Source organism: Caballeronia sp. (assembly GCF_049581465.1).
Taxonomy (GTDB): domain Bacteria; phylum Pseudomonadota; class Gammaproteobacteria; order Burkholderiales; family Burkholderiaceae; genus Caballeronia.
In genome coordinates, this window is the sequence record NZ_JBAUSA010000471.1 from 1 (window position 1) to 2,358 (window position 2,358).

Consider the following 2,358-nt stretch of genomic DNA (forward strand, 5'->3'; position numbering starts at 1 on the left):
AATCCGACTTAAGCAGAATGACCACGCTAGCAGAAGGACTCAAACCTAGCCCCACACTCTCCGCGAGCAGCACCCGCTCAAACCTAGCCCCACACTCTCCGCGAGCAGCACCCCTCCACCCTTCGCCTCCCACTCTCCGCAAGCACACCGCCCCACGCCCCAGCCCCCCCAAGCGCCGGCGGCCCTAGCCAATCAAATGCGGTGAACGCGTGTTCAGGTACTCCTGGAAGTCCTTCGCCACTTCCGGATGCCGCAACGCGAATTCCACCGTCGCTTTCAGATAACCAAGCTTGCTGCCGCAGTCAAATCGCGTGCCGTGATACTTGTACGCCAGCACTTGTTCGTCGGCGAGCAGCGATTGAATCGCGTCCGTCAGTTGAAATTCGCCGCCAGCGCCCGGCTTCAACGCGCGGATATGGTCGAAAATACGCGGCTTCAACACATAACGGCCAACCACGCCGAGATTCGACGGCGCAACTTCCGGTTCCGGCTTTTCCACAATGCCCGATAACTTGAAAATGTTGTCTTCCCATTCCTTGCCGTCAATCACACCGTACGACTTGGAATCCTGCGCCGGAATTTCTTCCACGCCAATGACCGAGCTGTGATAGTGGTCGAACACTTCGATCATCTGCGTCATGACAGGCGGCGTACCGTACAACAAGTCGTCCGCCAGGATGACCGCAAATGGGTTGTCGCCCACCAGCTTTTCCGCGCACAGCACGGCGTGGCCAAGACCGAGCGCTTCGGCCTGGCGCACGTAGAAACAATCCACATGACTCGGTTTGATGCTTCGCACGAGGTCCAGCAACTTCTGCTTGCCGCGCGCTTCGAGTTCGGCTTCGATCTCGTAGGACTTGTCGAAGTGATCTTCAATCGCGCGCTTGCTGCGACCCGTCACAAAGATCATCTCCGTGATGCCGGCGGCCATCGCTTCCTCGACCGCATACTGGATCAGCGGCTTGTCGACGACCGGAAGCATTTCCTTCGGGCTCGCCTTGGTCGCAGGGAGGAACCGGGTGCCGAGACCCGCAACCGGGAATACCGCTTTCGTAACTTTTAGCATTTGATGACCCTGATCCTCGTATCGTGTTTAAACGTCAAGCCTGAAACTGGTGAGCTGTAAAACGCAACTGCCATGATGCAGGCTGATGCACTGAGAAAAAAGTCTCGCGCGATGAATTTCTAATGAAATTTTCACGCCAATCCCGAACAAAAACCCCGGACGAAATCCGTGGACCTTCAGCGCGCACCCGCACCCGCACTACCAAGTACCCAAGTCGATCAGGCCGGCAACCGCGATAACTGCGCTTTCAACTTGTCCGACGTCGATTCGAACTCCGCCAGCCGCTTGCGTTCCTGATCCACTACGGCAGCAGGCGCACGGGCCACGAAACTCTCGTTTTCCAGCTTAACGCGCGCCTTCGATATCTCCTGCGCCAGCCGGTCTACTTCCTTCGTGAGCCGTTCGCGCTCAGCGGCCACATCGATTTCCACCTTCAGCACCAGCTTGTTCTCTCCGACGATAGCAACTGGTGCGCCACTTGCCTCCGCGTCGAGCGCGGCTTCGTCGGCGATGATCCGAACTTCCGACAATCGTGCGAGCGCCTGAACATAGGGCGCGAACGTCAGCAAGCGAGCCTCGTTGCCGGTCGCAAGCAACGGCACCTTCACGGCCGGCGAGAGGTTCATTTCTCCCCTCAGATTACGACATGCATCGATGACGCCCTTCAGTTCGGCCGCCCACTGTTCAGATGACTCATCGATCTTTGATGCCTCTGCCTGCGGATAGCGCTGCACCATGATCGACAATTCGCCCTCTTTCGCGTCCTTCGGATACAGGTCCGTCAGCGGTGCGACCTTCTGCCACAACGCTTCCGTGATGAACGGAATCACCGGATGCGCCAGGCGCAGCACGGTTTCCAGCACGCGCAACAAAGTGCGCCGGGTGGCGCGTTGCTGTTCGGGTGCGCCGTTCTGGATCTGCACTTTGGCTAGTTCCAGATACCAGTCGCAGTACTCGTCCCAGACGAATTTGTAGATCGCGCTCGCAACGTTATCGAAACGGTAGTCCGCGAAACCCTTTTCGACCTCTGCTTCCACGCGCTGCAACAGTGACACGATCCAGCGGTCCGCCTGAGAAAAATCGGTGTATCCGCCCGGCCCGCAATCGCCCGCCTCACATTCTCCCGGCTTGCCGAAACCACAATCGTGGCCTTCGGTATTCATCAGGACAAAACGCGTGGCATTCCACAGTTTGTTGCAGAAATTTCGATATCCCTCGCACCTTGCCAGATCAAAATTCACGTTGCGACCGAGGGTGGCCATCGACGCCATCGTGAAGCGCAGAGCGTCCGT

2 protein-coding genes are annotated in these 2,358 nt (G+C 58.0%); both read right to left on the bottom strand.

Going from position 1 to position 2,358, the window contains the following annotated elements; all coding sequences use genetic code 11:
• Window positions 1–184 precede the first annotated feature (184 nt).
• On the bottom strand, window positions 185–1,066 hold the full coding sequence (gene galU, locus WCA53_RS11635) for a UTP--glucose-1-phosphate uridylyltransferase GalU (protein ID WP_423909572.1): 882 nt from the start codon (window positions 1,064–1,066) through the stop codon (window positions 185–187).
• A gap of 218 nt (window positions 1,067–1,284) precedes the next feature.
• Window positions 1,285–2,358 (bottom strand): class I tRNA ligase family protein (locus WCA53_RS11640; RefSeq protein ID WP_423909577.1); only part of this gene is annotated, 1,074 nt, incomplete at its 5' end.

Coding starts and splice junctions, on each gene's coding strand:
- galU (WP_423909572.1), bottom strand. CDS start 1,066: ATGCTAAAAGTTACGAAAGCGGTATTCCCGGTTGCGGGTCTCGGCACC.